23 protein-coding genes and 1 tRNA gene are annotated in these 24,467 nt (G+C 28.2%); 14 read left to right on the plus strand and 10 right to left on the minus strand.

Annotated elements, in window-relative coordinates:
• The first annotated feature begins 102 nt into the window (after positions 1-102).
• The 5 genes from BXQ17_RS04035 to BXQ17_RS04055 all read left to right on the plus strand — a co-directional run bounded on the left by BXQ17_RS04035 (position 103) and on the right by BXQ17_RS04055 (position 5,413).
• On the plus strand, positions 103-1,194 hold the full coding sequence (locus BXQ17_RS04035) for a hypothetical protein (RefSeq protein ID WP_077809407.1): 1,092 nt from the start codon (positions 103-105) through the stop codon (positions 1,192-1,194).
• Between the two features lie 87 nt (positions 1,195-1,281).
• Entirely contained in the window at positions 1,282-3,318 is a 2,037-nt protein-coding gene (locus tag BXQ17_RS04040; protein ID WP_077809408.1) for a histidine kinase, read from the plus strand.
• Between the two features lie 6 nt (positions 3,319-3,324).
• Complete coding sequence (locus BXQ17_RS04045) at positions 3,325-4,167, plus strand: metallophosphoesterase (RefSeq protein WP_077809409.1); 843 nt, start codon at positions 3,325-3,327, stop codon at positions 4,165-4,167.
• A gap of 1 nt (position 4,168) precedes the next feature.
• On the plus strand, positions 4,169-4,924 hold the full coding sequence (locus BXQ17_RS04050) for a LytTR family DNA-binding domain-containing protein (RefSeq protein WP_077809410.1): 756 nt from the start codon (positions 4,169-4,171) through the stop codon (positions 4,922-4,924).
• Between the two features lie 36 nt (positions 4,925-4,960).
• Positions 4,961-5,413, plus strand: coding sequence for a helix-turn-helix transcriptional regulator (locus tag BXQ17_RS04055; RefSeq protein WP_077809411.1), 453 nt, complete (start codon positions 4,961-4,963; stop codon positions 5,411-5,413).
• Here BXQ17_RS04055 and BXQ17_RS04060 read toward each other — a convergent pair.
• The 4 genes from BXQ17_RS04060 to BXQ17_RS04075 all read right to left on the minus strand — a co-directional run bounded on the left by BXQ17_RS04060 (position 5,402) and on the right by BXQ17_RS04075 (position 7,881).
• Positions 5,402-5,728, minus strand: coding sequence for a hypothetical protein (locus BXQ17_RS04060; protein ID WP_077809412.1), 327 nt, complete (start codon positions 5,726-5,728; stop codon positions 5,402-5,404). The two genes, BXQ17_RS04055 and BXQ17_RS04060, sit on opposite strands and share 12 nt — an antisense overlap.
• 125 nt (positions 5,729-5,853) lie before the next feature.
• Positions 5,854-5,929: transfer RNA gene (locus BXQ17_RS04065), tRNA-His, on the minus strand.
• A 54-nt stretch (positions 5,930-5,983) separates the two neighbouring features.
• Entirely contained in the window at positions 5,984-6,700 is a 717-nt protein-coding gene (gene bshB1 / locus BXQ17_RS04070) for a bacillithiol biosynthesis deacetylase BshB1 (protein ID WP_077809413.1), read from the minus strand.
• A 23-nt stretch (positions 6,701-6,723) separates the two neighbouring features.
• Positions 6,724-7,881, minus strand: coding sequence for a PLP-dependent aspartate aminotransferase family protein (locus tag BXQ17_RS04075; protein ID WP_077809414.1), 1,158 nt, complete (start codon positions 7,879-7,881; stop codon positions 6,724-6,726).
• Positions 7,882-7,955: 74 nt separating this feature from the next.
• On the opposite strand from BXQ17_RS04075, the gene BXQ17_RS04080 reads away from it, so the two are divergent.
• The 3 genes from BXQ17_RS04080 (at position 7,956) to BXQ17_RS04090 (ending at position 9,705) form a co-directional block, all read left to right on the plus strand.
• Complete coding sequence (locus BXQ17_RS04080; RefSeq protein ID WP_077809415.1) at positions 7,956-8,660, plus strand: Rossmann-like and DUF2520 domain-containing protein; 705 nt, start codon at positions 7,956-7,958, stop codon at positions 8,658-8,660.
• Between the two features lie 23 nt (positions 8,661-8,683).
• Positions 8,684-9,208: an HAD family hydrolase gene (locus BXQ17_RS04085; RefSeq protein WP_077809416.1), complete on the plus strand. Its 525-nt coding sequence runs from the start codon at positions 8,684-8,686 to the stop codon at positions 9,206-9,208.
• Positions 9,209-9,282: 74 nt separating this feature from the next.
• Positions 9,283-9,705 carry a DUF2147 domain-containing protein gene (locus tag BXQ17_RS04090; RefSeq protein ID WP_077809417.1) on the plus strand — a complete coding sequence of 141 codons (423 nt, stop codon included), beginning with the start codon at positions 9,283-9,285 and terminating at the stop codon, positions 9,703-9,705.
• A 44-nt stretch (positions 9,706-9,749) separates the two neighbouring features.
• Here the strand turns inward: BXQ17_RS04090 and BXQ17_RS04095 are convergent, their stop codons facing one another.
• Positions 9,750-10,391 carry a protein-L-isoaspartate(D-aspartate) O-methyltransferase gene (locus BXQ17_RS04095; protein WP_077809418.1) on the minus strand — a complete coding sequence of 214 codons (642 nt, stop codon included), beginning with the start codon at positions 10,389-10,391 and terminating at the stop codon, positions 9,750-9,752.
• Between the two features lie 192 nt (positions 10,392-10,583).
• Between BXQ17_RS04095 and BXQ17_RS04100 the strand changes: the two genes are divergently transcribed.
• The 3 genes from BXQ17_RS04100 (at position 10,584) to BXQ17_RS14620 (ending at position 13,212) form a co-directional block, all read left to right on the plus strand.
• Complete coding sequence (locus BXQ17_RS04100) at positions 10,584-11,543, plus strand: Gfo/Idh/MocA family protein (protein WP_077809419.1); 960 nt, start codon at positions 10,584-10,586, stop codon at positions 11,541-11,543.
• 136 nt (positions 11,544-11,679) lie between these two features.
• Positions 11,680-12,567, plus strand: a complete 888-nt coding sequence (locus BXQ17_RS04105; protein WP_077809420.1) for a 3-hydroxyacyl-CoA dehydrogenase family protein — start codon at positions 11,680-11,682, stop codon at positions 12,565-12,567.
• Positions 12,568-12,576: 9 nt separating this feature from the next.
• Positions 12,577-13,212, plus strand: coding sequence for an acyloxyacyl hydrolase (locus BXQ17_RS14620; protein ID WP_254712405.1), 636 nt, complete (start codon positions 12,577-12,579; stop codon positions 13,210-13,212).
• Positions 13,213-13,258: 46 nt separating this feature from the next.
• Here the strand turns inward: BXQ17_RS14620 and BXQ17_RS04120 are convergent, their stop codons facing one another.
• Positions 13,259-13,732 (minus strand): Dps family protein, encoded by a 474-nt coding sequence (locus BXQ17_RS04120; RefSeq protein ID WP_077809421.1) that lies wholly within the window; start codon positions 13,730-13,732, stop codon positions 13,259-13,261.
• A gap of 103 nt (positions 13,733-13,835) precedes the next feature.
• Here BXQ17_RS04120 and BXQ17_RS04125 point away from each other — a divergent pair, with 103 nt between their 5' ends.
• The gene (locus tag BXQ17_RS04125) at positions 13,836-14,774 is read left to right on the plus strand and encodes a hydrogen peroxide-inducible genes activator (protein ID WP_077809422.1); all 939 of its coding nucleotides are present in this window, start codon (positions 13,836-13,838) and stop codon (positions 14,772-14,774) included.
• Positions 14,775-14,850: 76 nt separating this feature from the next.
• On the opposite strand, the gene BXQ17_RS04130 is transcribed toward BXQ17_RS04125, so the two are convergent.
• The gene (locus BXQ17_RS04130) at positions 14,851-16,470 is read right to left on the minus strand and encodes an ABC-F family ATP-binding cassette domain-containing protein (RefSeq protein ID WP_077809423.1); all 1,620 of its coding nucleotides are present in this window, start codon (positions 16,468-16,470) and stop codon (positions 14,851-14,853) included.
• A 186-nt stretch (positions 16,471-16,656) separates the two neighbouring features.
• Between BXQ17_RS04130 and BXQ17_RS04135 the strand changes: the two genes are divergently transcribed.
• Both BXQ17_RS04135 and BXQ17_RS04140 read left to right on the plus strand, forming a co-directional pair.
• A complete protein-coding gene (locus tag BXQ17_RS04135; RefSeq protein WP_077809424.1) occupies positions 16,657-18,054 on the plus strand; it encodes a hypothetical protein in 1,398 nt (465 codons plus the stop codon).
• A 138-nt stretch (positions 18,055-18,192) separates the two neighbouring features.
• Positions 18,193-20,031, plus strand: coding sequence for a DEAD/DEAH box helicase (locus BXQ17_RS04140; protein WP_077809425.1), 1,839 nt, complete (start codon positions 18,193-18,195; stop codon positions 20,029-20,031).
• A 54-nt stretch (positions 20,032-20,085) separates the two neighbouring features.
• Here the strand turns inward: BXQ17_RS04140 and BXQ17_RS04145 are convergent, their stop codons facing one another.
• Genes BXQ17_RS04145 through pheT form a run of 3 tightly spaced genes read right to left on the minus strand, consistent with a single transcriptional unit; the run spans position 20,086 to position 24,252 of the window.
• Complete coding sequence (locus BXQ17_RS04145) at positions 20,086-20,703, minus strand: LysE family translocator (RefSeq protein ID WP_077809426.1); 618 nt, start codon at positions 20,701-20,703, stop codon at positions 20,086-20,088.
• Between the two features lie 42 nt (positions 20,704-20,745).
• Positions 20,746-21,777 (minus strand): quinone-dependent dihydroorotate dehydrogenase, encoded by a 1,032-nt coding sequence (locus BXQ17_RS04150; protein WP_077809427.1) that lies wholly within the window; start codon positions 21,775-21,777, stop codon positions 20,746-20,748.
• A gap of 48 nt (positions 21,778-21,825) precedes the next feature.
• Positions 21,826-24,252 carry a phenylalanine--tRNA ligase subunit beta gene (pheT, locus tag BXQ17_RS04155; protein ID WP_077809428.1) on the minus strand — a complete coding sequence of 809 codons (2,427 nt, stop codon included), beginning with the start codon at positions 24,250-24,252 and terminating at the stop codon, positions 21,826-21,828.
• Positions 24,253-24,467 lie beyond the last annotated feature (215 nt).

Raw genomic sequence — 24,467 nt, forward strand, 5'->3', positions numbered from 1 at the left:
TTACGAATTCTAATTGATATCTCACGAATTCTAAAACAGCTAAAATTTAAGCTTTCTTCTAAACTACTTTTACAGTGTAATAACACTAAAAAAGTAGAAATCATGAGAAACATTTTAAGAAAAACATTCGTTGTATCGTCTTTAATAATAGCATTTAGCAGTTTTATTAGTTGCGATTCATCATCAGAAAAAAAAGCAACAGAAAATTTAGCAGTTGTAGAAACATCTAAAGAAATTATAGAAGAAAACACTGATATCACTTACAAAAAACCGATCGTTTTTATTGCTGGTTTTGATAAAGGAAATGAAACTTTTTATAAAGATGCTAGAAAATATTTTACAGAAGAAGGTTTAAAGGTTATCGATGGCAAATATTCTTTAGAGGAAATTATTTTGTGGCTAAATGAAAACGGAAACAATCAACCTTACAGCGAAATTCATATTGTAAATAAAAGCAATCCTTTTAAAGGTATGAATTTAGAAACTGTGGTTAGAGGTGATAAAATTACTTCAGAAACTTTAAGAAAAACAATTACACAAGGTAGTTTACCTAAACTAGAAAATGTAGTAAATACCAATTCGAAAATTATATTTCATGCTTCTGGTTTGGTAGAAAATAAAGAACTTTTAAAAACATTAAAAGATGCTTTTTACACAAAAAACAATCCAAAAGTTGTAGCCTCTCCTTATCACACAATTTTTGGTGGTCGATTTTCCAATCATTATTTAGCACAACCATATTATGTATTTTATCCTACTTCATATTCACCTGGTAAAATGGATCTTTCTAAAGAAATTGCAAGAAAATATCCAGAAGAAAAAGATATTGATTGGTATGATGCATTAAATAATGAAGAAGAAAGATATGTTGGAGAGCCTTATACTACACAGTTTTCTATACCAATTAAGTGGGAATTTGATTATTATAATACAGACAATGAAATGCCTAAATTTAAGTCTGTAGATGAATTAAAAGATTGGATTGAAACACAAGAAGATTTAATGTCTGATATCGAAAAATACAACGTATCGATAGATAAATTTAGATGGAATTGGTCTGTAAAAGCAAGTAAATTAGTAATTAGAGGTAGAACAACAGGTTTGTGTGTTTTAAAGCCACTTGTAAAACCATATGGCGAATTAGAACATGTAAAACCAGATACTAGCAACAAGCGTTTGTATGCTTTAAAATAAAGTGAATTAGAAAAAGTTGTTGTAATAAACGTCATTACCCAAAATTTAAAATGGTGTAATGGCGTTTAAATTAGTAAGTTTGTTCTAATGAAAAAAAACATTGTTAATTTAATTATTTTTAGAAAATTGTACTTAAAAAAAGTATTGTTAATTCTAATAGTATGTTTACCATTTAATGTTTTTTCACAAGATTCCATTTTCGAGGAAATTATAGCTTTTAAGAATTTCGATAATTCTTCAATTTTAGAAATTACTCAAGACAACAACCAAACAATTTGGTTAAGAACTAACAAAGGTTTACTAAATTACAACGGGAAATTTATTTCTAGTCGTATTATAAATAGCGCAATTAAATCAAGTTTAAGCACTGCCCTATTTATTAATAATGATTCAGTTTTTATAGGTAACAGTAATAACCTTTCTTTAATTACAAAAAGTAATATTTTTTCTTTTGAAGCTAAAGGTGTAAACAAAATTTTTAAACACAAAAACATATATTATGTTGCCTCTAACCACGGTATATTTTATTTTAATAAGAATTATCTGCAACCATTAAAAACCACCTATAATCTAGATTTTTCTGTAATAAACGATATCATTTTTTATGATAATAATTTTATAGTTGCTTCTAATAGCGGACTTTGGGTTTTATCAGATTTATTTAATCCAAAAAAAATTACACTACTTTCAAAAGGAAATTTTAGTACTTTTAAAATATATCAAAATAAATTATTTGTTTTAAAAAATAAGCAAACTATTTTTCAGTTAAAACCGGATAATCAATTAATAGAAAAGTATACTTCTGATGAAGAATTTAATTACGAAGTTGTTACTGATAAATTGTATTTGTTTTCTAAACAAACTGGTATTGATGTTTTGAATGCTGAAAACTTCATTTTTGAAAAAAGAATTAATAAATACAATAGCAATATCAATTCGAATGTTATAACAACAGTATTTGAAGGTTTTGAAGGTAATTTATTTTTAGCAACAGAAAATAGTTTTTACATTCAGAAAAATAAAGAATCACTTTTAAAACCGAATTTATATATTGACAAAGTTTTAATTAATTATAAGAGTTTAGATACCATCAACTTAAATAATTACACAAAAAAATTATACTTAAATTCATTCAGCAATAATATTTCTATAGCTTTAAATAGCAATGTATTTTCTTCTGATAAAACTGTAGAGTATCGCTATAAATTAGGAGATAAATTTTCTCCTTGGCAAGCAATAAACCAAATAAATTTTGCCAATTTAAAACCTGGTAATTATCAATTTGTTGCAGAAGCAAGATTTAAAAATAATAAAAATAGTAGTTTTAAAAGCTTTAGTTTCATAATTAAAAAACCAATTTATCAAGAAGTATGGTTTTACATTATTTGTGCGATTGTTTTTCTTTTAATTGCAATATTCTTTTTAGAAATGCATTTAAAAAAAGTAAACAAACGCAATCAAAAGAAAATTAAAGACTTAAAGATGAAAAATCATTTGCAAACTTTAGAGCAAAAAGCTTTACAGTTACAAATGAATCCTCACTTTATTTTTAACGTTTTAAACGGAATTAAAGCATTAGGAAATTCAGAAAAAAAACAAGAGTTAAACGAAACAATATCTAGTTTTTCTGTACTTTTAAGAAGTGTTTTAAACAACTCTAGATTAGAAGAAATTAGTTTAAAAGAAGAAATAACAACTTTAAAAAATTATTTAAAATTAGAACAACAAATGAGTTCTAAGAATTTTGATTTTTTTATTGAAGAAAATTTAAACGGAATTGATGCCGAAGAAATTTTGATTCCGCCTATGTTAATGCAACCCTTTGCAGAAAACGCAATCAAACACGGAATTTCTAAAATCAACAGAAAAGGAAATATTCTTATTACTTTTGATGTAAAACAAGCCTTTTTACATTGTTCGATTATAGATAATGGTATAGGAATTTACCATGACACAACTAATAAATCAGAAAAAAAACATACTTCTGTTGCTTTTAAAGTAACAAAAGAAAGAATAGAAAACCTATCGAAATACAATGTTTTTACTGCTAAAGAAATTTTTAAAGAATCAAATTGCATCGGAACAAAAATTTCATTTAAAATTCCTCTAAAAACAGATTATTAAATTAAAATGGAAAGAAGAAAATTTATAAAAAATTCACTTTTAGGTGCTGCTGGCGCTAGTTTAATTGGTGGTTTATATACTTGGCAAGTAGAGCCTTTTTGGTTAGAGTTTGTTCATGTAAATATGCCTATAAAAAATTTACCAGATCATTTAGAAGGTAAAACGCTAATGCAAATTAGCGATATTCATGTTGGTAATAAGTTTAATTATAATTATGTAATCGAATCTTTTGAAAAAGCTAAATTATTAGAACCCGATTTTGTAGTGTACACTGGCGATTTTGTTTCTTATGAAAATGAAGAGCAATTAGAACAATTACAAACTGTTATGAAATCTACAGTTAAAGGAAAGTTAGGAACTGCCGGTGTTTTAGGAAATCATGATTATGGTGGCGATTGGGTAGAACAACATGTTGCTGATGCAATTACAGATGTTTTAAAAGAAGCTGGAATTACAATTTTAATTAATGATGAAAAAGAATTTGATGGATTGAATATTATGGGAATTGATGATTATTGGGGATTAAATTTTGACCCAACAAAAATTACTTCTAAATATGATGCAAAAAAAGCAAATATTATGCTTTGCCATAATCCTGATGTGTGTGATTTAGATGTTTGGAATAATTATAAAGGTTGGATTCTTTCGGGTCATACTCATGGCGGACAAGTGAAACCTCCTTTTTTAAATCCGCCAATTTTACCCGTAGAAAATAAAAGATATAACGCTGGTGAAATAGATTTATTCGACGGACGAACATTATATATTAATAGAGCTTTAGGTAATTTGTATCAAGTTCGATTTAATGTAAGACCAGAAATTACAGTTTTTAAGTTATCGAAATCTTAAAATGAATAGACTAACTGCCATATTAGTAGAAGATAATTTTTTAGCTTTAGAAATGTTAGAATTAGACATTTCTAAGTATCACAAAGAAATAGAAATTATTGGTACTGCAAAATCTGTTGTACAAGCAGCAAAACTTCTACGTAAAACAAGACCAGATATTCTCTTTTTAGATATTATGTTGGGCGACGGAACAGGTTTTGATATTTTAGAAATCTTTCCTGATTTACAATCAAAAATCATATTTGTAACCGCAAGTGATGCTTACGCTATTAAAGCTTTTAAATTTGCTGCTATAGATTATATACTTAAGCCTTATTCTAATGAAGGTTTAGCCAATTCTATTAAAAAAGCTAAACAGCAAATTCAACCAAAAAAAGAGCAATTACAAGTATTAAAGCAAGCTATAAACGAACCCAATACTAATTTAGAACAGATTTCTTTACATACATCAGAAAAAATTATTGTTGTAAATATTAAAGATATTATTCGTTGTAAGTCAGACAATAATTATACTACGTTTTATTTAATTGATAACCAGAAAATTTTAGTATCAAAAACCTTAAAATTTTATGCAGATTTATTAAAAGATATTGGTTTTTTAAGAGTACATCAAAGTCATTTGATTAATACTTTTTATATAAAAGAGTTTATAAAATCTGATGGTGGTTATTTAATTTTAACTGATAATTCTAATATTCCTGTTTCTGTTAGAAAAAAAAATGAAGTAATAAATCTTCTTAAAAATCTTCATTTGTAGTATTTTTTTACTACATTTACATATAAATCATTTGTAATGAAGGTAAAAGATAAGGAAAGGGCAGATCGAATAATAGAAATTTATAATGATGTAAGTTTAAATCAAAGGAAATTTGCAGAATTAATTGGTGTATCTCAACAATTGGTAAGTGCAGTATTAAATTATAATAAAAAACCAAACGAAACCATCCTTTTTGCCATTATAGATAACATTTCAAGTGTAGACCCAATATGGTTATTAACAGGTAAAGGAAAATATACAAATAACTATGTCCCCCAAAATATAGTATCTACCCCCATAGATACATATATTTCAAACATGGTAAAGGAGCGCTTTGATAAAATTACTAGTGAAATGAATCAAAGATTATCAAATATTGAAGAATTAATTTCTAAAACTAACGCAAAGAATATCTTGAGAAGAATTGATCAAGACAATTCTAAATTGGTATCAGAATTAAAAAAAGGTACTAAAAACTTAGGAAGCTAATCCTTTAATATTTGATACCGCTTCTAATTTAAATTGAATTAGGTTTATTAAAAAAAATAGAGTTTCAGATTTTTTTAAATCATTATAATAATTTAAAACTTCTATAGATTTTAAAGTTGCCTCTTTGTAGGTTACGGCATGTTGCTCTACTGGTACTTCTTGTTCAAATAATAAAGAAAAATAATCTATAATATTGTTAAAATAAATTCGATCTTCATCTTTAACAGTTAATTTAAACTTCTCTAAAAAATTAACAATTGAATCTAATCCTCCAAAATCGTTAATTTTTTTAACCATTTTTTGTTGTAAAGTCATAATTTCAGTTTTAGTTTGGGAAACTAAATTTACAAATTCAACAGATAAAAACCTAATTTTTAATATTTGATATAAATTTTTAAGCACAAAAAAAGCTTCTTATTTCTAAGAAGCTTTCTATTTTTGGGTGGAAGACGGGACTCGAACCCGCGACACTCGGTACCACAAACCGATACTCTAACCAACTGAGCTACAACCACCATATAATTGCGGGTGCAAATATAAAAATATTTTTTAATTTAAAACAACAAAAAACTAAATTAATTTATCTAAATTTTTAACAGCAACGTAACGTTCTGAGGTAAAACCTTCTGCGTGATCTACTCCTATCAATCTTCCTAAATCTCTTGCTCTATAATTTATACTATCTATAAAATTTTTACTTGTAATTGGCGTTTCTGGCTCTTTACTGTTCGGATCAAAGAATTGAGATCCATAAGCTAAAACTGCTTTGGTTTTCTTTTCTATAAAACCAGTAATATCAATTACAAAATCTGGTTCAATATTTTTCCATTGAATGTAATGATACACTTGTTTTGGACGCCATTTCTCTTGAATTTCTCCATTAACAGTAGTTTCAATCTTGATTAATCCGCTTAAAAAACAAGCATCAGAAACTAATTTGCTTCCTTTACCATGATCGATATGTCTATCATCAATAGCGTTGCATAAAACAACATCTGGCTTGTATTTACGAATCATTTTTATAATTTCTAGTTGATGTTTTTTATCATTAATAAAAAAACCATCAGAAAACTTTAAATTTTCTCTTACAGAAACACCCATTATGTCTGCAGCTTTGTTTGCTTCAATCATTCTTAATGCTGCAGAACCTCGCGTACCTAATTCACCTTGAGTTAAATCTACAATTCCTACTTTTTTACCTAGTGAAACTTCTTTTGCTATTGTTGCACCACAACCTAATTCTACATCATCTGGATGTGCTCCAAAAGCTAATATGTCTAATTTCATTCTTTTAATTTTATAAAAAGCTCTTATTTCTTAGCTTTTAGTATTGCTTGTTCAATGTCTTCAATTAAATCTTTTGGTTCTTCGATACCAACAGAAAAACGAATTAATCCATCTTTAATACCTCTTTCTAAACGTTCTTTTTCACTTAATAAAGCATGTGTAGTTTGCACAGGACTAACTGTTGTACTTTCTAAACCTGCCAAACTCATAGAAGGTTTAATAAGTTTTAAATTATTTTGAAAATCCATTGCATCAATTCCGTTTGTCAACTCAAAAGACAACATAGCGCCAAAACCTTTCATTTGTTTTTTTGCTAATTCATGCTGCGGATGACTTTTTAAACCAGGATAATATACACAATCGATATCTGAATTGCCTTCTAAATATAATGCCATTACTTCGGCATTTTTAGTTTGTTCTTTTACACGAAGATTTAACGTTTTTAAGCTTCTTTCTAATAACCAAACTGTTTGATCGCTTAAGTTACCACCAAAATTGATTGCGGTATTCCAGATATGTGCAATATGTTCTTTACTAGCAGCAATGGCACCTGCAGAAATATCTGAATGACCACCCATATATTTTGTAGCAGAATGTAACATAATGTCTATGTCAAAATCAGCAGGATTTTGATTGATAGGAGAAGCAAAAGTATTATCTATCATTGTTAAAATATCTTTTGACTTTGCTAAATTAGAAATTGCCGCTAAATCTGTAATTCCTAACAACGGATTAGAAGGTGTTTCTATATATAAAACTTTCGTATTCTCTTTAATTAGCGATTCAAAATCTTCTATAGTATCAGATTCTGTAAAAGAATATTCAATTCCGTATTTATCAAATTCAGAAACAATAAAATTATAGGTTCCGCCATAAATAACTTGCTGAATAATTACATGATCTCCAGATTTTAGAAAAGCAAACATAGCTGCAGAAATTGCCGCCATACCAGAACCAAATATTAAACCATCTTCTGTTTTTTCTAAAGCTGCAATTTTTTTACACAGCATTTCTTGATTAGGTGTATTAAAATATCTAGGATATCGTTTTACATCTACACCGTCAAAAGCATAAGAAGTAGACATATACATTGGTGAAACTGCACCCTTAAATTGTTCATCTTTAACTTCTCCAGTATGTACACAAATGGTATTTATTCCTGGTTTATTGTTTTCTTTCATTTCGATAAATTTACATCAGCTAATTTAGTAAAAGCAATTCTAAAATTATATAAATTTATAATATCTTCGCTATAATGATATCAACAGTAATTATCGGAAACGGAAACGTAGCACATCATTTAGAAAAAGCTTTTTTAAAAGCTAATGCTATTGATGTTACTAAAATTAATTCTAGAAATTTAAGTAACATCCCTAAAGCAGATATTACAATTATTGCCGTTTCAGATAATGCGATAGAAGAAGTTTCTTCTAAAATAGAAAATAGTTTTGTTGTGCATACTTCTGGTAGTTTTTCTATGGATAATTTACAGAACAAAACTCGCAAAGGCGTTTTTTATATGTTGCAAACTTTTTCTAAAGACAAAGAAATAGACTTTTCTAAAGTGCCTTTTTGTTTAGAAGCCGAAACTGAAAAAGATTACATTCTACTAGAAAAACTTGCAAAAAGCATTGGTAACAAAATTTATAATATTACCACAGAACAAAGAAAAACATTACATGTTGCGGCCGTTTTTGTAAATAACTTTACAAACCATTTATACAAAATTGGCGCAGATATTTGCGATACAAATAATGTTCCGTTTGAAATTTTACAACCTTTAATAGATGAAACAGCATCTAAAATTAAAGAGTTAAAACCTCTAAGTGCGCAAACAGGTCCGGCAATAAGAAACGATACTGAAACTATTAAAAATCATTTAGATTTACTTTCTAAAGAACAACAAACTATTTATAAAATACTAACCAAATCTATTCAGAAATCGAATAAATCTGAATAAAAAATAAAGATTACAATATAATTATGGAATTGAGTTATAAACAATTATTACCAGAAATTAATACATTTATTTTTGATGTTGATGGCGTTTTAACCAACGGAATGTTAACAATTATGCCAGATGGCGAATTGGTAAGACATATGAATGTGAAAGATGGTTATGCTATGAAAAATGCTTTAAATAAAGGTTATAGAGTATGTATAATTTCTGGCGGAACAAATGAAGGCGTAAGAAAAAGACTAGCAGCTTTAGGTATCGAAGATATTTACCTTGGTGCTCATAACAAAATAGAACAATATAAAGAACTTGTAAAAAAATACGATTTGAAAGCAGAAAACGTATTATATATGGGTGATGATGTACCAGATTTTCCTGTAATGGAATTGGTAGGAATGCCTGCATGCCCAAATGACGCTGTTCAAGAAATACAACAAGTAGCTAAATATATTTCTTATAAAAAAGGTGGTGAAGGTTGTGTTAGAGATGTAATAGAACAAGTTTTACGTGTTCAAAACAAATGGAATGAAAATTTTGATGCGAGTTCATAAAACTTTAACAACAATATTCTAAAATATTTTATATTTTTAAATCCATTTTAATATGAATTCAATACTTTTTTAACATGAAAAAAACATTTTTTACATTTTTATTTTTGTCATTAGTACTTTCTATCAATTCGCAAACAATTTTTGGAAAATGGAATTCTAAAAATGAAGCAGGTACAGTAGATTCTGTATTAGAAGTTTATGAAAAAAATGGCAAAGCATATGCAAAAGTTGTAGAAATATTAAATCCGGCTAGAAAAAATGCACTTTGTGTTGATTGTGAAGGTGAATATAAAGACAACCCCATTTTAGGTTTAGATATTTTATCTGGATTAGAAAAAGATGATGACGAATGGTCTGGAGGACAAATTATAGATCCAAGAAATGGTAAAACTTACAAATGCTATATTAAATTAGTAAATGCTAATAAGCTAAAACTTAGAGGATATATTGGTGTTTCACTCTTTGGTAAAACTGCCTATTGGGAAAGAGCTAAATAGAAATAAAAAAGCCGATTAAAATTAAATTTTAATCGGCTTTTTTATTAGTTTTTTTCTTCTAACATGGGTACAAATGCAAAATCACCAAGTTCATGTTTTTCGAATTCTTTTGCAGATTTTCTTATAAATAATGTCATAATTTGAGTTTTGTCTCCTACCGGAATCAACAACTTCCCTCCTACTTTAACTTGTGCTAATAAAGCTTTTGGCACATAAGGTGCACCTGCTGTTACTATAATTTTATCAAAAGGTGCTTTTTCTTTTAAACCTTTGTAACCATCACCAAAAATAAATCTCTTGGGTTTGTAACCTATTTTAGGTAAAAACAAAGATGTTTTTTTAAACAACTCTTTTTGTCTTTCTATAGAATAGACTTCTGCTTTCAATTCTAATAATACAGCCGTTTGGTAACCAGAACCTGTACCAATTTCTAAAACTTTTTCTCCGGGTTTAATTTCTAAAGTTTCAGATTGAAAAGCAACTGTATAAGGCATAGAAATTGTTTGTTCTGCAGCAATAGGAAAAGCTTTGTCTTGGTAAGCATGTGCTTCGAAACTAGAATCTATAAACAAATGTCTTGGTATTTTTCTAACCGCATTTAAAACATTTTTATCGGTAATACCTTTTGCTTCTAAAACAGCAGCTAATTGATTTCTAAGTCCTTGATGTTTGGATGTGTCTTTCAAATTTAATAATTTCTAAAGTCTAAAAATAGTAATAATTCTAAATACAATATTATAAAATTGTATCTTTGTTTTCGTTGATTTTTTCTATTAAAAAAATAGAAATTTTAAAGCATTTAAAAACAACATTATTCACTATTGTTTTTAATTTAAATGCTACAACAACAGCTATTAATTCAAAAAAAAAATACATATATGCTAAAAGCTGGCGTTTTAGGTGCAGGACATCTTGGTAAAATTCATTTACGTTTACTACAACAATCGGATAAATATGAACTTGTTGGTTTTTTTGACCCATTTAAAGAAAATGCAGAAAAAGTTGCAAAAGAATTTGGGTACAAATTATTCGATTCTATAGAAGACTTAATAAAAGCTGTAGACGTTGTAGATATTGTTACACCAACTTTATCGCATTTTGAATGTGCTAAACTTGCCATTGAAAACGGTAGACATATTTTTATTGAAAAACCTATTACTAAAACAGTTGTAGAAGCAGAAGCTATTAAAACTTTAGCGAGTCAGTTTCATGTTAAAGGCCAAGTTGGGCATGTAGAACGTTTTAACCCAGCTTTTACTGCAGTAAAAGATAAAATTGATACACCAATGTTTATCGAAGCACATCGATTAGCAGAATTTAACCCAAGAGGTACAGATGTGCCAGTTGTTTTAGATTTAATGATTCATGATATCGATATTATTCTTTCTGTGATAGATTCTAAAGTAAAAAATGTAAACGCTAGCGGAATTTCTGTAATCTCTGAAACACCAGATATTGCAAATGCAAGAATAGAGTTTGAAAATGGTTGTGTTGCCAATTTAACCGCAAGTAGAATTTCAATGAAAAATATGCGTAAAACACGATTTTTTCAGAAAGACGCTTACATTTCTGTTAATTTTTTAGAGAAAAAATCTGAAATTGTTAGAATGAAAGATGTGCCAAACAAACCAGATGAGTTTGCAATGATTTTGCAAAATGCAGAAGGTGTAAAAAAGCAAATTTATTTCGACAATCCAGAAGTAGAAAATAACAATGCTATTTTAGATGAATTAGAATCTTTTGCAGATGCTATTCACAACAACACTAAACCTGTTGTTTCTTTAAGACAAGGAGCAGAAGCTTTAAGAGTTGCACAAATGATTATAGATTGTTTCTAAAACTTAACAAACAAGTGCGTTAAGGATAGAGCGGTTTGTTTGAGCTCTTTTTAAAATTTTTGTAAAATAAATTTTAAAAAAGCGAGTAGCGAAAGCCTGTTTAAACGCCCAAAAATAAATTTTAAATTAAATATTGATGAAAAATATCGCTGTAATTGGTGCTGGTACAATGGGTAACGGAATTGCCCATACTTTTGCGCAATTTAACTATAATGTACACTTAATAGACATTTCTGAAACTGCTTTAAATAAAGGTATTGCAACTATTACTAAAAATCTTGATAGAATGGTTGCTAAAGAAAAAATTTCTGAAACAGATAAAATTGCTACTTTAAACAACATAACACCTTTTATTTCAATCGAAAATGGAGTTAAAGATGTTGATTTAGTTGTTGAGGCTGCTACAGAAAATGTAGCGTTAAAATCTAAAATTTTTAAACAATTAGATGAAGTTTGTAGTGAAAAAACAATTTTAGCTACAAATACATCGTCTATTTCTATTACTCAAATTGCTGCTGTTACTAATAGACCAGAAAAGGTTATTGGTATGCACTTTATGAATCCTGTGCCGATTATGAAGTTGGTAGAAATTATTAGAGGTTATAATACTTCTGATGCTGTGATGGAAACGATTGTGAATTTATCTAAAGAAATAAAGAAAACTCCGGTAGAAGTTAACGATTATCCTGGTTTTGTAGCAAACAGAATTTTAATGCCGATGATTAACGAGTCTATTGAAACTCTATATAACGGTGTTGCTGGTGTTGCCGAAATTGATACTGTAATGAAATTAGGTATGGCACACCCAATGGGGCCTTTACAATTGGCAGATTTTATAGGTTTAGATGTTTGTTTGTCTATTCTTAATGTTTTATACGACGGATTTAAGAACCCAAAATATGCTCCTTGTCCACTTTTAATAAACATGGTAATGGCTGGTAAATTGGGTGTAAAATCTGGTGAAGGTTTTTATGATTATTCTGAGAACAGAAAAGCAGAGAAAGTTGCTAAAATGTTTAGCTAAGAAAACATAATGAAAAAAATATTCTTAGTCTTTATTTTTTCTACATTGATGTGTACTGCACAACAAACAAAAAAAGGGATTTTAAATTTTAAAAAAATTGGTTTTTTGTACAATAATGTAGATGAAGATAGTTTTTTATCTGCTGATAAAGACTATACTTATACTGCTGATGTTTATAAGTTTCAGGTTTTTTATGATTTAGGAAAATGGAAATCTTTAGATTTTGATTTAATTGTACAACCGCAAAAACAAACAATCAAACATCAGCTTATAAATGAACAATTTGTAACACCAGACGAAGATAATTATGAAGCTAAAAGAGCTGAATTTACAGCTTTAAAGTCAATAAATTTGTATGGCTTAGAGTTTGGTTTGGTTATAGAACAAAAAATATTTGAGAAATTAAATGCCCAAGTAACTCTTGGTTTAGGTTTGGCTACCATAAATAAAAGAACAGAGCGTTTGGCAAAAGGTTTTACGTTTTTAGAAAATGCTTCTGTGGGGCTTTCTTATAAACCATTTAAAAAGGCGTTTATATACTTAGGTGGTAATATTGGTCATGTTTCTAACTTAGATACACAACAACCAAATAGCGGCTACACATTCGCGGGTTACGAGATTGGTTTTTCTTATTTATTGAAATAAAAAAAGGGAGCAATTTGCTCCCTTTTATATTTAATAAAATTATAGATTATTTTCCTAACCAAGAATTTAACATCCAAATTGTTTTTTCTTGTTCTGCGATAAAATCACTCATCATAGAGTTTGTACCTTCATCATCTGCTTTATCTGATAAATCTAATATTTCTCTTTCAATTTTTAATAATTCTGATAATGAATTTACAACAAGCTCTACTCCTTCTACATCATTAGAAATATCTTTACCAACAGCAACAGAAGAAACTTCTAAATAATCTGTAAATGTGTGTAGTGGTTTACCTTGTAATGTTAAAATTCTTTCTGCAATGTCATCTATTTTAACTTGCGAATCTGTATAAAACTCTTCGAACTTTACATGTAATTCAAAGAAATTTTTTCCTTTGATATTCCAATGTAAACCTCTTAAATTTTGATAATATATTTGAAAATTTGCTAATAATCCGTTTAAATTATCAACTAAATTTGCACTGTCTTTTTTATCTAATCCTAATATTGATTTGCTCATTTTATTCTCTTTTAAGTGTACATCAAATTTAATCAAAATTAACCCCCTTTTTAGATAATAATTATTGATAGTTTTAATATCTTTATCAAAATTTCTTATATAAATGACTATTACTCAATTAAAATACGTTTTATCTGTTTCAGAATACCAAAATTTTACGGTTGCAGCAGAACATAGCTTTGTTACACAACCTACTTTAAGTATGCAAATACAAAAATTAGAAGATGAATTAGGCGTAAAAGTTTTTAATAGATCTAAAAAACCAATTGAACTAACAGAGGTTGGTAGAAAAATTGTAGAGCAAGCTAAAGTTATTGTTGATGAAAGTAACCGAATTTTAGATATTGTACATCAACAAAAAGGATATATTGGTGGTGAATTTAAAATAGGAATTATACCTACAATTATGCCAACGTTGTTACCAATGTTCTTGCAAAATTTTACTAAAAAATATCCGAAAGTAAAATTAATTATTGAAGAATTAACCACAGAAGATATAGTTAGAAAATTAACTGACGGACATATAGATGCTGCAATTGCTGCCACACCTTTAGAAAATGAAGCAATAAAAGAAAGACCTTTATATTACGAACCTTTTGTTGGTTTGGTGCCAAGAAATCATAGATTATTTGATTCTAAACAAATTACTGCAGATGAATTAGAAATGGAAGATATTTTGTTATTAGAAGATGGTCATTGTTTTAAAGACAGTGTTATTAATTTATGTAGAACTCATAAACAAGATAATAAAAAAGGATTCCAGCTAGAAAGCGGAAGTTTTGATACTTTAATAAAACTATCTAAAGAAGGTTTGGGCATGACATTGTTACCTTATTTACATACTTTAGATTTAAATGCAACAGATAAAAGCCATTTAAGAGAATTTACAAATCCGCCACCAGCGAGGGAAGTAAGTTTAATTTATCATAAATCTCAGTTAAAAATGCAATTAATAGAAGCTTTAAAGAAAACTATTGATGGTGTTGTTAGAGGTGCAATTTCTTTTTCTGATGTAAAAATTATTAGTCCGTTAAAAAACTAACTTCAAAAATTTCACATAAAAAAAAGGAAACCAATTTAATTTGGTTTCCTTTTTTTATTTTAATGATAAGTTATTCTTAAGAATACATCTTATCTCTTAATTCTTTAATTTTTGGGTCAGATAAATATTCTTCGAAAGTTGTATATCTATCAATAACACCTTTTGGTGTTAACTCTATAATTCTATTTGCAACTGTTTGTGCAAACTCGTGATCATGCGTTGTAAATAAAACAGTTCCTTTAAAATTAATTAAGGCATTGTTTAACGATTGAATAGATTCTAGATCTAAGTGATTGGTAGGTTCATCTAAAACTAACACGTTTCCTCTTTTCATCATCATTCTAGACAACATACAACGTACTTTTTCACCTCCAGAAAGCACATTACTTTTCTTTAAAGCTTCTTCTCCAGAAAATATCATTTTCCCTAAGAAACCACGTAAAAATACTTCTTCTCTTTCTTCTTCAGTTTGGGCATACTGTCGTAACCAATCTACCAAATTTAAATTTCCATCTTGAAAAAAGTTAGAGTTGTCTAGTGGTAAATATGATTGCGTAGTTGTAACTCCCCAAGAAAATTTACCAGCATCTGCGTCTTCATTTCCATTTATAATTTGATAAAAAGCTGTTACCGCTCTAGAGTTTTTAGAAATTACAGCTACTTTATCTCCTTTATTTAGATTGATATGAACATCATTAAATAATTTTTCTCCTTCAAATTCTTTAGATAAACCTTCTACATTTAAAATTTGGTCACCAGCTTCTCTATCTCTATCAAAAATAATTGCTGGGTAACGTCTACTAGACGGTTTAATATCTTCAACATTTAATTTATCAATCATTTTTTTACGAGAAGTTGCTTGTTTAGATTTTGCAACGTTTGCAGAAAAACGACGGATAAATTCTTCTAATTCCTTCTTCTTATCTTCAGCTTTTTTGTTTTGTTGTGCTCTTTGTTTTGCAGCTAATTGGCTAGATTCATACCAAAACGTATAATTACCAGAGTAATGATTTATTTTTCCGAAATCTATATCAGAAATATGCGTACAAACAGCATCTAAAAAGTGTCTATCGTGCGATACAACAATTACTGTATTTTCAAAATTAGCTAAGAAGTTTTCTAACCAAGCAATAGTTTCGAAATCTAAATCGTTGGTTGGCTCATCCATTATTAATACATCAGGATTGCCAAATAAAGCTTGTGCTATTAACACACGTACTTTTTGCTTACCATCTAAATCTTTCATTAAAGTGTAATGCAAATCTTCTTTTATACCTAAGTTAGATAGCATTGCGGCAGCATTAGAATCTGCATTCCAACCATCCATTTCTTCAAAAACAATTTGAAGTTCTCCTATTTTTTCTGCATTTTCATCAGTATAATCTGCATACAAAGCATCAATTTGTTTTTTTATCTTAAACAAATCTTTGTTTCCCATTACTACGGTTTCTAATACCGGATACTCATCAAAAGCATAATGATCTTGCGTTAAAACAGACATACGTTTACCTGTTTCTAAGTGCACTTGACCAGAAGTTGGTTCTTGCACGCCAGAAATAATTTTTAAAAATGTAGATTTTCCGGCTCCGTTTGCTCCAATAATTCCATAACAATTTCCTTGAACAAATTTTGTATTAACTTCGTCGAACAAAATACGTTTTCCAAATTGAACAGATAAATTAGATACTGATAACATAAATAAGCTTTTTTGAATTTTGTGCAAAAGTACAAATTCCATTTTTCTTTTTACCCATAATCGTTAATACTTTTCTAAGTAAAAAATTGATTTCTAAATATTCTTTTAAACTATTTTAACAGTGAATTAACAACCTTACATTGTTCTAATTTTTACATTTGTATACTATATTTGCGTTTTATATATATGAGTAAAAATTACATATTAATTGCACCGCTTTTATTACTATTAGTAGCAATGCAAAGTTGTACAAATAGTGGCAATAACACCAATACTTATTTTGGTGGTAAAATTATAAACCCTAAAACTAAATTTGTTGTTTTATATGCAAACGATAAATTAATAGACACACTTACTTTAGACAAAAAAAACAAGTTTCTTGGTACATTTAATAATTTAGATGAAGGTTTGTATTACTTTAAACATGGTAACGAAAACCAATACATTTATTTAGAACCAAAAGACAGTTTAATGTTGCGTTTAAATACTTGGGATTTTGATGAATCTTTAGTATTTGCAGGCAAAGGTGCAGAACGTAATAATATTTTAATTGATATTTTTCTTGAAGACGAAAATGAAAGAAAACTTTTTTATAAATTAAATAGGTTATCACCAAACAAATACCAAGAAAAAGTAGATTCTATTATTAATGTTAGATTAGAAACCTATAAAGAATACATTGAAAGACATCCTAATGAAACTGATAACTATTTTAAAATACTTAAAACAGCATTAACTTATACTATCTATTCTAGAGCAGAAAGATATCCTACCAATCATGTTTATAGTTTAAGAAAAAAGGATTTTCCAGAAATTAACTCTTCTTTTTATAATTACAGAAAAAATATAGAATACAATAACAATGATTTAATGTATTACACGCCTTATGCAAGATACATTACTAATTACCTTTATAATAAAACATATGCTTTAGGTCATAAACCAAAGCAAGATAGTTTTACAACTGCTTTTACAGTAGATTTACTTAATACAATAGATAAAGAAATAAATTCAAAAGATTCTAAAAATGCTCTACTTAAAAGAACCGTTTTAGATCATTTTTACAGGAAATCTAGTTGCAATATTAATAATGAATCGTTTGAATTATTTTTTAAGCTTTCTACAAATAAAGATGATATAAGATTAGTAAAAAATGTTTTAGAAGATAATAAGGTAATTCATAAAGGAGATAAAGTTAAAGGTTTTTCTATTTTTGATTTTACCAATCAATCAATAGATATCACAGATTTTACAAAAAATAAAAATTCTGTTCTATTATTTTGGAACAAAGAATATATGTCTAAATCTTTCTTAAGCTCTAGAATACCATACTTACAGAAAAAATTTCCAAATTTAAATTTTGCTGTGATAGAGGTTGATGGCAACAATAACAATAGAATTAAAAATATTGATATTAAAAATCAGTACTACATTAATTCTAAAGATTTAAAAGAAAATTTCCTTAAAAGTAAAATGAACAGAACAATTCTTGTAAATAAAAACGGAGTTGTTACTAATGGTTATGCCGCAATATCGTCTTATAACATTAATAATCAGCTTAAAGAACTAAGCAAAAACAATTAAACACTTAAAGACTTGCTATTAAGTTAATTTGACGTACCTTTGCACGATTTTAATTTTGAGGTAACTCATAGAAAATCAAGTCGAAATTTATAAATTGATTTGCAGGTGGGCGTTCTGTGAATCTACAAAAACACAGTAATGTCAACATTTTTAGAGTTAGGTTTAAAAGAACCTATAAACAAAGCATTAACAGATTTAGGTTACGAAAAACCAACTGTTATTCAAGAAAAAGCAATTCCACAAATTATTTCTTCTACAGACGATTTAAAAGCATTTGCACAAACAGGTACAGGTAAAACTGCAGCTTTTAGTTTACCAATTTTAGAACTTTTAGATTCTAATAGTAAAAATGTACAAGCAATTATTTTATCTCCAACAAGAGAACTTGCAGTACAAATTGGTAACAACATCAAAGACTTTTGTAAATATTTACCAGACGTAAAAGTAACTACAGTATACGGTGGTTCTAGTATGGAAGAACAAATTAGATCTTTAAAAAAAGGATCTCAGATAGTTGTTGGTACTCCAGGTAGAACAGTAGATTTAATCAATAGAAGAGCATTAAAATTAGGAAACGTTGAGTGGTTAGTTTTAGATGAAGCCGACGAAATGTTAAACATGGGTTTCAAAGATGAGTTAGATAGCGTTTTAGATGCTACACCAGAAACGAAACAAACATTGTTATTTTCTGCAACTTTTCCTAGAGAAGTAGAAGCTATTGCAAGAAACTACATGACAAAGCCAGTAGAAATTACTTCTGGTGAAAAGAACCAAGGTTCTGATAATGTAAGTCATGAGTATTATGCTGTAACAGAAAGAACTCGTTATCCAGCATTAAAAAGGATCGCAGATTTAAATCCAAATATATATGCTATTATTTTTTGTAGAACTCGTAGAGAAACTCAAGAAGTAGCAGATAATTTAATTAAAGACGGTTACAATGCAGATTCTTTGCACGGAGATTTATCTCAAGGACAAAGAGATTCTGTAATGGGTAAATTCAGAAAAAAGACAATTCAAATTTTAGTTGCAACAGATGTAGCAGCAAGAGGATTAGACGTTACTGAATTAACGCACGTTATTAACCATAAATTACCAGACCAAGTAGAAAACTACAATCATAGAAGTGGTAGAACTGGTAGAGCTGGTAACAAGGGTATTTCTATAGTTTTAGTTAATGGTAAAGAAAAAGGAAAACTAAGACAAATAGAAAGAATAATAAAAAAGAAATTTGTTGAAGCTAAAGTGCCTTCTGGTAAAGAAATTTGTCAGAATCAATTAATGCATTTAATCGATAAAGTTCAAAATATAGAAGTAAATGAAACTCAAATTAACGAGTTTTTACCAAGTATTTATGAAAAATTAGAATCTTTAGATAGAGAAGAGTTAATTAAAAAATTCGTTTCGTTAGAATTCAATACAATGTTGGCATACTACGAAAACGCTAAAGATTTAAACGATTTGTCTTCTAGAGATAACTCTAGAGCAAGATCTACTAATGAAAACATGACACGTTTTTTCATCAATATTGGTAGAAAAGATAATTTAAATCCAGGTAAATTAATTGGTTTAATTAACGAGCAAAATATCGGTGATAAAATTGAAATTGGTGCTATAGATATTCTAGATACTTTTTCTTTCTTTGAAATTGATAAAAACTTCGAAGACAAAACTTTAGAAACTTTCTCTAGCAATCAACCTGATTTTGAAGGTAGATCTGTAAATGTAGAAGTTACTAAAAAAGAACGCTCTGGTGGCGGAAGAAGAGGCGGACGCAAAAAATCTTTTGGTAAAAAAGATGGCGGTTTTGGTAGACGTAGAAGTTCTGAAGGTTCTTCATCATCTTCTAGAAGAAGTGATTCAGGAAATAGAGTTCGTTCTGATAGACGTTCTTCTGATAGACCAGACAGAAGTTCTAGAAGCGGAGGAGATAGAAAAGCTTCTAGCGGATTCGGAAGAAAACGTAGAGAAAGCTAGACTATAAAATTTAAAAACTTTAAAAGCTCGTAAAATTAATTTTTTACGAGTTTTTTATTTATATAAAATTAAGAAAGCGATTAGTGTAAAAACAATTACTTGCATCCATTTTAGATAAAAACCTATTTTATTATTGAGCTTTATTTTTTCAGATATTTTTCCTGATAAAATTGCTATTCCAGAAAAGATTACTAAAGAAACTAACATAAAAATTAAACCCAAAACATAAAATTGGATAACTGTACTTAATTGATCACTGAATAAAAACCCGGGAAAAAAGGCAAGAAAGAAAATAGTTACTTTAGGATTTAAAACATTCATGATAAATCCTTGCTTAAATAATTGTAGCGTAGATTTTTTTTGAATATTATTTTGTGAAAGTTCAATATTATCGTCAGATTTATAAACCTTATAAGCTAAATATAATAAGTAAATAGCCCCAAATATTTTAATTGTTAAGTAGACACTTTCCGACTCTTTAATTATTGCTGAAACTCCGAAAGCTAATAATGTCGTATGAATTAAACAACCACTTATCAAACCAAAAACAGTTGCTAAACCGTATTTTTTACCATTAACAATACTTTGAGTTAAAACAAAAATATTATCAGGTCCTGGCGATAAAGCTAGCATAGAGGTTGCTATGGAAAACGAAAAAAGGGTTTCTATCATTTTATAAGTAAATCAATAATTTAATTATAATAATAAAAATAGTTAATTATTTAAAATAGCTTTATTTATTTTTTTGATTAAACTTGGTCCTTCATAAATAAATCCTGTATAAACTTGCACTAAATCTGCACCTGCGTTTAATTTTTCTAAAGCATCTTCTGCAGAATGAATACCTCCTACCCCAATAATCGGAAAACTTTTATTAGAATTATCGGCTAAATATTTAATTACTGCTGTACTTTGATTTTTTATAGGTTGACCACTAACACCACCGTTACCAATTTCATTTAACCTTTCTTTACTCGCTTTTAAATTATCTCTTTTAGTAGAAGTATTTGAGGCAATTACACCATCAATATTGGTCTCTGCAACTAACTCAATTATTTCGTCTAATTGTACATTATTTAAATCCGGAGCAATCTTAAGCAGAATTGGTTTTTTAATTGTAAACTGGTTGTTCTTGTTTTGACATTCTGTAATCAATTCAACTAAATAATCTTTGTCATTTAATTTAGCATGACTTCCTACATTTGGACAACTAACATTTAAAACAAAATAATCTACAAAAGGATGTAATTCTGCAAAAACTTCTAAATAATCTTTGGTATAATCTTCAGCAGAAGTAGTTGTATTTTTACCTATGTTACCACCAATTATTACTTTATGTTTATTCTTTTTTAAATTTTTAATAGCTTCTTCTACACCATCATTATTAAAACCCATTCTATTAATGATACCTTTATCATCCTTTAATCTAAAAAGTCTTTTTTTAGGATTACCAACTTGACCTTTTGGTGTAACTGTTCCTATTTCTATAAAACCGAAACCAAAATTTGCCAACTCATTGTATAAAACTGCATTTTTATCGAAACCAGCAGCTAAACCTACAGGATTCTTAAAAGTTAATCCAAATAAATTACGTTCTAATTTTTTATCATTAATTTGATATACTTTTCTAAATAAAGGTGCTATCAACGGGATTTTACATAAAAATCGAATTAAAGAAAATGTAAAGTAATGAACTTTTTCTGGATCAAATAAAAATAAAATAGGTCGTATAATTAATTTGTACATAAAATTAGGGTATAAAAAAAGCCCCAAATAACATGGAGCTTTTATAAATTATCTTAAAACAGCATTAAAATTCTTTTCGAAAGTTTGCTGAAGTTTTTGCATTATTTTGTCAATCTGTTTATCGGCTAGGGTTTTTGTTTCATCTTGCAATAAAAAACTAACTGCATAAGATTTTTTACCTTCTGGTAGATTTTCACCTTCGTAAACATCAAATAAATCAACTTCTTTTAATAACTTTTTTTCTGATTGAAAAGCAGCATTATAAAGCTCTTTAAATTCGGTTTTAGTATCTAGCAATAATGCTAAATCTCTTTTTACAGCAGGAAACTTAGCCAAATCTGCAATTTTAATGTTTTTATTCCCAGTAATTTTTAAAATCGTATCCCAATTAAAATCTGCAAATAAAACCTCTTGTTTAATTCCGAATTCTTTTAATAAAGCTCTTTTAACAACTCCAAATTCTACAAGTTTCATTTTACCTAAACTTAGGGTAATTCCTTCAGAAAAAACATCTAATTTAGAAGGCGTTGTTTTTAGTTTATCTACCCCTAACCTACCAAGAATGTTCGTTATTATACCTTTTAAGTAGAAAAAATCTGATTGCTTATTGTTCTGAACCCAAGTATCATTTGTTCTGTTACCAGTAACAAATAATGTTAGGTGTTTATCTTCTTGATATTTATCATTGTATTTATGGTAAGTTTTACCAAACTCATAAAATTTTAAAGCATTATTTTTTCTATTGATGTTGTAAGAAACAGACTCTAAACCACTAAATAATAAAGACTGACGCATCACCTTTAAATCGTTACTTAATGGGTTTAACATTTCTACATTAGCTTCTTCATTTATATTTTCTGATAAAGTTGCATAATGCGGTTTTGTTAAAGAATTTGCCATAGTTTCATTAAAACCTAAAGCAGATAATTGATTTGCTACAACATTTTCTATCTTAGAATCTTTATTAGAATCAAAAGAAATAGAAGTATTTAATTTATGAGAAAATTCGATATTATTATAACCGTAAACTCTTAAAATTTCTTCTATAATATCTGCTTCTCTTTGAACATCTGTTCTGTAAAAAGGAATTGTTAATCCTAAACCACCTGCAGTTTCACTGTTAATTTTAATTTCTAATGAAGCTAAAATATTTTTAATTGTTTCTTTTGGTAGTTCTTGACCAATTAATCTGTATGCATTTTCGTAAGATAAAAACACTTGGTAATCTTCTGCTTTTTCAGGATAGAAATCAGAAATATCAGATCCCATTTTTCCGCCAGCATATTCTTCAATTAACAAAGCAGCTCTTTTTAAAGCATATTCTGTCATATTAATATCGATTCCTCTTTCGAAACGGAAAGAAGCATCTGTATTTAAAGCATGTCTTTTAGCTGTTTTTCTAACAGAAACCGGATTAAAATATGCACTTTCTAAGAAAATTGAAGTTGTATTTTCTGTAACACCAGATTTACTTCCTCCAAATACACCTGCAATACAAAGTGGATTTGAATCTGCATCACAAATCATAATATCTTCTGATGACAATTCTCTTTCTACATCGTCTAATGTTGTAAACTTTGTTCCTTCTTCTAAAGTTTTAACTAAAACTTTATTTCCTTTTATTTTCTGAGCATCAAAAGCATGTAAAGGTTGTCCTAATTCATGTAAAACATAATTAGTTATATCTACAATATTGTTTTTAGGCGTTAAACCGATTGCTTTTAATCTATTCTGAATCCACTCCGGAGAATCTTTAACGGTTACATCTGTAATTGTAATACCACAATATCTAGGAGCTTGTTCTTTATTTTCTACTTCAACATCAAAACGGAGTGTTCTTTCATCAACATGAAAATCACTTACTGAAGGAGAAATTAATTCTAAATTAATTTCTTGTTGCATTAAACCCGCTCTTAAATCTCTAGCAACACCAAAATGGCTCATCGCATCAGATCTATTTGGAGTTAAACCAATTTCAAAAATTTGATCTATTTCTATATTAAAAACTTCTGCAGCAGGTGTTCCTGTAGTAAGAGTTTCATCTAAAACCATAATACCATCGTGTCCAGAACCTAAACCTAGTTCGTCTTCGGCACAAATCATTCCATGACTTTCTTCTCCTCTAATTTTACCTTTTTTTATTTTAAACCCTTCTCCTTTATCATCATATAAAGTAGTACCAATGGTTGCAACAGGTACTTTTTGGCCAGCAGCTACATTTGGTGCACCACAAACAATTTGTACAGGTTCTCCGTTACCTAAATCTACTGTAGTTACTTTTAATCTATCTGCATTAGGGTGTTGCACACATGTTAAAACTTCACCAACAACAATGCCTTTTAAGCTTCCTTTAATAGATTCTTTAGTTTCTATTCCTTCTACTTCTAGACCTAAATCAGTTAATAATTCGCCTGTTTTAACAGCATCCCAATCTGTTTGTAAAAACTGTTTTAACCAATTGTATGATATTTTCATATTCCTTTTTTCGGGTTTATAAGCTGCAAATTTAACTATTTTTATCGTTTTTTAAGTCCATTTTCTACTTAAAAGACGTAAGTTTATTCACAATAAACATAATATTTAATTCTGTTGAAATTGAAGAAATGAAATCTACATTTTATATTTTTTTAATTCTCTGTATTTCATAGAATAAACTAAAAATTAAACCATGTTTATTTATTATAAATTTT

The organism is Polaribacter sp. BM10, assembly GCF_002005425.1.
Lineage (GTDB): Bacteria > Bacteroidota > Bacteroidia > Flavobacteriales > Flavobacteriaceae > Polaribacter > Polaribacter marinaquae.